This is a genomic window from Butyrivibrio sp. VCD2006, from assembly GCF_000423925.1.
Lineage (GTDB): Bacteria > Bacillota > Clostridia > Lachnospirales > Lachnospiraceae > Butyrivibrio.
The window spans coordinates 98,358-106,441 of sequence record NZ_KE384108.1 but is presented as its reverse complement, the minus strand read 5'-3'; the positions used below and the strand labels follow the sequence as shown (position 1 = coordinate 106,441).

Below are 8,084 nucleotides of genomic sequence, written 5' to 3'. Positions count from 1 at the left end.
GGAATATCAAAAAGCCAAAGCTAAACTGACAAATTCATAGGCTACGATTAATTAAGCCGCGGTCTGCGAAATAAATTGCAGCCGCGGCTTTCTATTAGTAAAATCTTCCCGCTACTATACCATTATCATCCAGTTGTATTGCTAATGCCATATTCCCAGGAAGTTAAGAAACATAGAGCAACAACAACTATTACACAAAGTCCATATCGAAAAATGATGTTCTCTACGAATAACAAATCCAGTACTCCAGTTAGTGCAGCAACAGATGTGGTGATAATAATCCACTTAGATCTTATAACTTCAAACTTTACGAGTCTTTTTGAAATAACAATGTGAAGAACAAGATAGCACACATAAGAGAATAATGTTGTATAGGCAGCTCCAACAAAACCATATAGTATAATAAAGATATAGTTAGTAATCACATTAACTACAGCAGCAATTAATGTTCCCATCATTATAAAATGTGTTTTTTTCGTGTAGTATTCGCTTGGTACAATGATATTATAAAGGAATAAAATAAATGCATCCATTATCATCGGAATAGCGACATATTTCCCGAGTTCATATTCTTTACCACCCAAAACATAGATGATTTCAGGCGAAAGAGCCATCAATCCCACTGTAAAAATCAGAAATATAAGTACTAATAAAGAGGCTTTCTTTTGTATATCTACCGTCTCCTCTTTGTCCATCTTTGAGAAAAACCAAGTACTCCATGAGACACCTATTGAAGTGGATACTACCGTAAGTACCAGCTTTAGATTCCCCGCAAGGCTATATATGCCTGCTGCTGATTCGTTCACCATTCTTGAAATCATAATACGGTCACATTGAGCCAGCAACACCTGCGAAATGCCATGCGGCACAATGGGAAGACTATACAGCAAACCAAATCTCCAGAATTTTTCATCAAATCTAGGCGGTGCTTTTATATACATGCGTATGAGAATCACTACAGCAATAGTAAATATAGTAGCTGCCGTTCCAACTATACGACCTATATCTCTCTTATTTCGAAAAACTGATACCATCAGTAATAGAGATACGATTACATTTCCGACAGAATTAAGCAGAGCAACTATTAGATACTTTTTATATTCATAGTCTAAACTTATTCTTTCGTTGTAAAGCTGAATAATCGCTCCCCCAAAACTAAAAAAAACAAGCAACAGTAGTACGAATTTGCTGAACCCCATCCATGAAGAGAGTCGCTGTCCTATTACGAAAATTATAGTAAAATAGAATATAGAATTCAGAATGTATATTAAGCTAATAGACGATACATATTCATCTGTTTTTTTGAACTCATAATGTGCACTTTTTACGCTCGTTGCCATAGCAAAACCAACTAGTACAGAGAGAATTGCATCGTATGAAAGGAATACATTATACACTCCGAACTCTGCTGTTGTAAGCAGTCTGCTAAACAATGGCAATGTCAAAAAATTAATTCCTTTAACTAAGATATTGCCCAATGTATATCCAAATCCAGCTTTAAGTGCTGTATTCTTTCCAAACATTTAATATTACGCTCCTATATTAATGAGTGACAGACAATATACCCTCAGAACTACTGCAATATTCTAATTCCAGTTTTCCTGATTGATTATATTAATCAACTCTGTAGGGTCAGAGAATAATTCCTTGATTGACTTTAGTCTTTCTTCAGGGAAATTCCACCACTGAATTTTTTCTAATCCCAAAATAACTTCATCCGAAAACCGGCGTTTTATGCAATGAGCTGGTACTCCCCCCCATATTTCATAGGGAGGAACATTCTTTGTAACTACAGCACCTGCACCAATAATCGCCCCATTTCCAATAGAAACGCACGAAGGTAGGATAGTTACATTATCACCAATCCAAACGTCATTGCCAATATTAATGTGTACCCTTTCCCTTGAATCTATATCAACCCACCCTAGTGTTGGATTAAAAATGCAAGGATGCGTAGTGGCATAAGAAAACAAATGATTAACACAAATCCTTCGAACATTTTTACCTATACTTGTATAATTTCCTATAGTAGCTGGACCATCTATTGATTCTGCTGTCCACCCATAGCTGTTGAATCCGGCTTTAATTCCTTTATAATTCTCATGTAATTTTCTGATTGTAGAAGACCGAAAAACTCCGCCTTCTCTTCGAGAATACAGCCATATTAGACTTTTCCTTATAAATCTCGACCGATTATATAATTTATCAAATATCATACAAAATTCCTCTTATACATGCAAAAAAACAGCAAAAACTATTAGTATAAAGTCAATTGCGTCAAATAATTTATCCTATATACTTGTATTGTAAAAAGGTATAATTTTAAATCCCACCCAAAGCTGAAATTGTCTGCCAAATAAGGTCTATGCTTTGAGGCTCTCCAACATATTTTTTTTTAACTGATAAATAATTCTCATCTACAACAAATGGTTTTTGGCAGATATTTATTACTAAATCTTTTAAATCTTCCTTTTCTAAAATTTTATTTCCACACATAACCTCACTATGATTAGCCAAAAATCCATTTTGGCCATTTGCGTAGTCCAAATAATCAGGAATATAATATATAATTGGTTTGTTGTAAATCATAGCATCAGCAGTAACAGATGAATAATCCGTTATTAAAACATCAATCTTTTGAATAATTGAATTAATATCGAAATCCGCAGAAAGATCCATAATATTATTGTTATTAATCCCTTTTCTTCTATTGTTTGCAGCGCTATGTAATTTCTGAATCCATAAATAATTATTTTCATTCAAATACTCTTCAATTGATTCCCAAGCCTCATAGTAATCAAAATGATTGTCACCATTTCTAAATGTCGGCAAGTAGAGAATTACCTTTTCATAACTCTCTATTTTTTTTATAATATCTCTTTCCTCCTTTGTGAATACGGTCTGTGTGGTAAATCTTGGATACGATACTTCAATATAATGGTTTCTTTTTCCACCAAAAAAATTCATCATCATCTCTGTCCCAGCAGATGTGCAGCTCAAATAATAGCAGTCACCCCAACCACCAGGCAATTGAATTAACTTCCTAAAAAATGTAATATCCCCAAGTTTTTCTTTAATTAAATACAATAATTTATGTCGATTTTTAGCTCTCAAATATGCAGCACTAGCCATACTTACACCTTTCATAGGAATAACCCCATGCCAAAGATTAATCTTAATTGCTCTCCACGAATAAGCAGTTAAAATATCAGGATATAATTCCCCATATGACTCCGCAGCATTACATATTATATGAAAATAGGCATGCTTATGAAAATAAATAGACTCTTCAGAATTCATCATATAAACTTCATACCCCAAATCAGAAATATCTTTGTATACTTTATCTGATCTAGTCACCCATACTACATGAGATAACCCATATTTTTTTTTATTTTGTGAAAGATGTTGATATAAGAAGCGTGAATTATCTGCAAAACGCATTCCAAACCATGCCCCGAAGAGGATAATGGACTTATCTCTTTTCCAAAACATGGAACGAATTGCCATTATTATATTCATAATAATAAGAATCACTCTATGTAAAATTGCTTGAAGCAATCCCTTCTCCCTCCCTTAACCAAATTAATTAGTTTTAGCATAAAAATAGATTTTTTGCTTAAAAATAGCAGCATGAAATCTGTGATAATAAACATGTGAAACCAAGTTTTAGATTTGATATCAAACAAAAACTGCTGAAGCTTTACTAACACTATATCTATGATAATAATTCTATCCGATTGTGCTTAATGGACTTGCGATATGCCATGTTATAGCATTCTGATTATATGTAGATTGATATCACACTTCCGCAACAAATTGTATTGAAGTAAAACTAAATGACTTTACCAAAAAGCGACTTTAAACGCAGTAGTCGTTAATTCACAACAAGATCTTTGTCTAAGATTATTCACTAAAAAATCATTTATTGTTTGATTCAAAAGCCCAATAAAATATCTTAACCATATTCCTCATATAAAGATTCATATATTTTTGCAATACCCATAATTAGAAAAAATTGAAAAAAAATTTTAAAATTTGTTATAGGTCCTCCATAAAATATCGTACTTATAAACAGATACAAAACAAGCCATTTATATGGATTACCGTAATACTTAATACTTTTAAATATTTTAAGAAATCTGTAATACATAAAAAGCACTATTGGTCCAAATAATATGTAGTATGACATCAATGTACTATGTGGAAACGTTGGATATCCCCTCATCTGCATCTCAGATTGTAGATTAATAAAAAATCCCGAGATGCCAAGCGGATAATCCTTTATAATCTTCATTCCTGCTATCATAGATTGTAATCTTCCAATAAATGATTCATCGTTAATTATGCTTTCCCTTGACATTCTTGACATTCTAAATAACTGAATAATCAGATCATCAGAGACGAATCTTACACTAAAAAAGGCAAAAAACAGAATCAAAGCTATAACTATTATTGTTCTTGACAGCAACCATCCAGGCGCCATTTTTTTACTACTAAATTGCTGATAAGTGCTAATAACAAAATAAAAAGCAAAAACAAAACATACCCATGCGATATTTGCTCGAGATCCCGATAAAAGCAATCCAATAATCGACATTAAAAATTCGATTCCACTAATCATACGCCTTTTATTTATAAAAGTCAGAAAAAAAAATATTGAGCCTATTGCACAAAGACTCCCTGTACCCCCAACATCAAGGTTTGTAGCATTGTATCTTTTACCTATATCATAATCATGTATATAAAAATTCACGAATATAGTAATAATATTTAGAATCAAATACATCTCCAGAAAACTCTCAAACTGCTTAAAAGATTCACAATTCTCTAATAAAATCACATATAAAAAATAGCCTACAAGCATAATTAAGTACATATCATAGGCATGATTCTTAAAAAGAGAGTTTCCATATATTAATGCAATAAAAGCTTCTCTTGTAAACATTATAATTGATAAAGCAATCAACTTTATATCATTAGTAAATACATAGAGCAAAAAGCCTCCAACCAAAATAAAAAGCTGAATAACATCAAAGCTATAATTCAATCTAATTGAATGAATAAAGCTAGGCGTGGTACTAGAATAAATCGTTATTAGATAAAAATAGTCGTCCGGAAGTAAGAGTATCAACATTATTATTGCCATTAAAATTTGATTCGTATTTATTTTCAGTTCATTATCCATAATGTTAATATTAATCTCCTATATAAATGCTATTCTTGTTGATAGTTTCTCACAACAAGATTGACCATACTTAACTTTTCAATTCTAAAATGATTATCTATATCCGTTTCACTGCATATCACAAATAAATCATTTAAAATATCTAAACCTAATCAAAACAAAATGATGAATAATTGTAAAAAGCTCGCAAAATAGTGCTACATAACAAGGAAATTTTCGATATTCTCTGTAATAATACATCTCGCTTTGTAATTGCCATTTAAACACTTTTCTTCTATGCCCTTCCGACTTATAATCAGAATTATGATTATGTATTATACTTGTAGATAAACACAAGGCACTTCTGTAATTATTGTTCAATAATCGTTCTCCTAATATAGGTTCCTCCATAAAAAGGAACGTATTGTTATCTAAATAGCCAACTTCATGCATTATTGGAACATTTAATAGCATGCAGCATCCCTGGGGCTTATAGTTATAACAATAATTATCATTTATCCCCATTAAGGACTTATCGATTCTTCTTCCTCTCCTTCGATATCTTATTCTTCCGATTGTCAAATCAAAAATCGTAGGTCTATAAAGATTTCTATTCATTTCATTTCCATAGCCTGAATATACTATTGGTGACACTGCACCAATTTTATTATCAGCAGACATAACTTCCAGCATCATATCAAGCGTTTTAGGATTTCTAATCACAACATCACTATTTAAAATCCATACATAATCAAATCCATTTTGTTCAGCATATTTTATTCCAATATTGTTCCCTCTGGCATATCCCCCATTCACCGATGATTCGATAATAATGCATTTTTTATTCCATTTTTCAAAAACCTGTAATGAGTTATCTGTTGAATTATTGTCAACAATTATAATTATAGTATCTGGAGGTAATACTATTTTTTTTAATTGGACATCCACCATATCTATAATATCTTTTGAAGAATTATAGTTAAGCAATACTATTGCCACTTTTTTCATAAATAAATCTCCTGCAATACACTTCGATTTTTTTCTTAAAATCGATTTAATTCACTTAGTCAGCCAAATATTCTCTTTTTTTCTAACATGGATATCAAATTGGTCTGAGGCAATGAACTTATACCATTATAAAAAAACTAGTTCCACGAACCTGTCTCACCAATACTCTTTCCACTCTTTTTTACTTCAAGCATCTTTGCATCTACTAATGTCCTCAAAAATTGTATTTGCAAAAAATGCCAATAAAATCCCTCAATACCATCCAAAAAACCTAACTTTAGAATGTAATAGTAAAAAAACATCATAGAAGATCTGATTCTTGGAGACAATTTATAGTACACTTTATATTTAATAATTCTCCTTATCATTGTAGGTCTATCCAAAGTTGAAAAATCTTGTTTTCCGTCAAGACGACTCAAAAAATCTTTTGCTTCTCTTGAAGCATACCAATTAAGCTTATTTACAAAAAAGTTCAGATTTCTAACAGGATAATGTAACGATAAAGACCTCAACGAAATAGAACTACCTTCTGTTAATATTATCTGTTCTCCAAAATATCTGTCCTCCATAGCAGCTTTACCATATTTGAAAATACATAATTTCTCAAGAATATGAACAAATCCATGTTTTAGCTTTCTGCCCATAAAAACATTTTGAAGTCTAAAAACAAACCCATTGACATCCGTTTCATCATGTATCAAACACAGGTCTTCTATCTCTTTTTCTGTCTCTTCTGATACTTCTTCATCTGCATCAAGTCGAAACACCCATTTTGTTCTAATATCTGCATTGTCCAATGCAAATTGAAACTGGGCTCCATAATGAATAAATTCGTGTTGAATGACCTCAGCTCCTAAATTCTTTGCAATTTCAACAGTTTTATCATTACTGTAGCTATCAATAACAACAATTCGACTTACCCATTCCTTAACCGAATTTATGCATCTTTCTATGTTTTCCTCTTCATCCTTAGTTAGAATGATAACCGTTATATCCGTCATTTATTTTTTAGTGATAAGCTCATTTAGCATGAATAGCTTAGTACACTTCCTTTCAATTAGCGTGTAAAATTCTATAAATATAGCAACGAACTTTATTTGGTAGTACGCATGCTAATGCATGTGGAATCGCTCCAGTTAAATAATGCCCTAAGGAAATCCACTGTTCAGACTTCATCCAGGTATGGAATCTAAGCATATTTACTGCATAATCTTTTCCACCCCTACGCATATATAAATCTATCGGTGTACGCATATATAATAATGGCTCTTTTATATTCACTGCCTTAGAACCATTCATAAACATCCTTACCCACAGATAATAGTCTTCGAATAAGTGATATTTCTCAAGATAATCTCCAGCATCTTCTACTGCTCTTTTCCTAAACATCACAGCTGGATGATTAAAAGGATTCCTTTTCTTAGAAAAAATTACTATATCTTCATTCTTTGTAGGCAATTCTCTTTTTCCTATAATATTTTCAGTATTGTCGACAAACTCTATTACTGTTCCTGAACATATATCTATATCTGGATAACTAGTAAAGATTTCTAATTGCCTCTCGCAGCGATCCATTTTACTTATATCATCGCTATCCATACGAGCAACAAGCTCGTTTCTACAATGTTTTAATCCAGCATTTAATGCATTGCCTAATCCGCTATTCTGTTCCAATCTAATCACATTTAAATCATCAGGATGGTCATGTTGCATTTTTTCAATAGTTTTTTCAAGATTTTCAGTTAGCGGTCCATCACAGACAAGTACAAAATCATCTGTCTTAACCGTCTGCTCCCACATACTATTCATTGCAGCTTCTAAATATTCAGGTTTTTCTTTTGCATACACACTCATCAAAACTGAGTATTTCATCTTTTCCATTCTCAGAACTTTCAATCCCAATAAAAAT

The 8,084-nt window shown here is 31.9% G+C and carries 7 protein-coding genes; all 7 read right to left on the bottom strand.

What is annotated here, in order from left to right; translation table 11 throughout:
* Positions 1-125 precede the first annotated feature (125 nt).
* Positions 126-1,523, bottom strand: a complete 1,398-nt coding sequence (locus G586_RS0119890) for an oligosaccharide flippase family protein (RefSeq protein ID WP_026529106.1) — start codon at positions 1,521-1,523, stop codon at positions 126-128.
* A 63-nt stretch (positions 1,524-1,586) separates the two neighbouring features.
* Positions 1,587-2,216 (bottom strand): CatB-related O-acetyltransferase, encoded by a 630-nt coding sequence (locus G586_RS0119885; protein ID WP_026529105.1) that lies wholly within the window; start codon positions 2,214-2,216, stop codon positions 1,587-1,589.
* Between the two features lie 106 nt (positions 2,217-2,322).
* Entirely contained in the window at positions 2,323-3,561 is a 1,239-nt protein-coding gene (locus G586_RS0119880) for a CDP-glycerol glycerophosphotransferase family protein (protein ID WP_026529104.1), read from the bottom strand.
* Positions 3,562-3,958: 397 nt separating this feature from the next.
* Positions 3,959-5,188: an O-antigen polymerase gene (locus tag G586_RS0119875; RefSeq protein ID WP_026529103.1), complete on the bottom strand. Its 1,230-nt coding sequence runs from the start codon at positions 5,186-5,188 to the stop codon at positions 3,959-3,961.
* Positions 5,189-5,317: 129 nt separating this feature from the next.
* Positions 5,318-6,175: a glycosyltransferase gene (locus G586_RS24160; RefSeq protein WP_051204964.1), complete on the bottom strand. Its 858-nt coding sequence runs from the start codon at positions 6,173-6,175 to the stop codon at positions 5,318-5,320.
* Between the two features lie 137 nt (positions 6,176-6,312).
* Entirely contained in the window at positions 6,313-7,176 is an 864-nt protein-coding gene (locus G586_RS0119865) for a glycosyltransferase family 2 protein (protein WP_026529102.1), read from the bottom strand.
* A gap of 52 nt (positions 7,177-7,228) precedes the next feature.
* Positions 7,229-8,056 (bottom strand): glycosyltransferase, encoded by an 828-nt coding sequence (locus G586_RS0119860; protein WP_026529101.1) that lies wholly within the window; start codon positions 8,054-8,056, stop codon positions 7,229-7,231.
* Positions 8,057-8,084: the final 28 nt, after the last annotated feature.

What these genes read in the sequence shown, in the direction of transcription:
- G586_RS0119860 (WP_026529101.1), bottom strand. Translation starts at nt 8,056, where the DNA reads ATGGAAAAGATGAAATACTCAGTTTTGATGAGTGTGTATGCAAAAGAA.
- G586_RS0119890 (WP_026529106.1), bottom strand. Translation starts at nt 1,523, where the DNA reads ATGTTTGGAAAGAATACAGCACTTAAAGCTGGATTTGGATATACATTG.
- G586_RS0119865 (WP_026529102.1), bottom strand. Translation starts at nt 7,176, where the DNA reads ATGACGGATATAACGGTTATCATTCTAACTAAGGATGAAGAGGAAAAC.
- G586_RS24160 (WP_051204964.1), bottom strand. Translation starts at nt 6,175, where the DNA reads ATGAAAAAAGTGGCAATAGTATTGCTTAACTATAATTCTTCAAAAGAT.
- G586_RS0119885 (WP_026529105.1), bottom strand. Translation starts at nt 2,216, where the DNA reads ATGATATTTGATAAATTATATAATCGGTCGAGATTTATAAGGAAAAGT.
- G586_RS0119875 (WP_026529103.1), bottom strand. Translation starts at nt 5,188, where the DNA reads ATGGATAATGAACTGAAAATAAATACGAATCAAATTTTAATGGCAATA.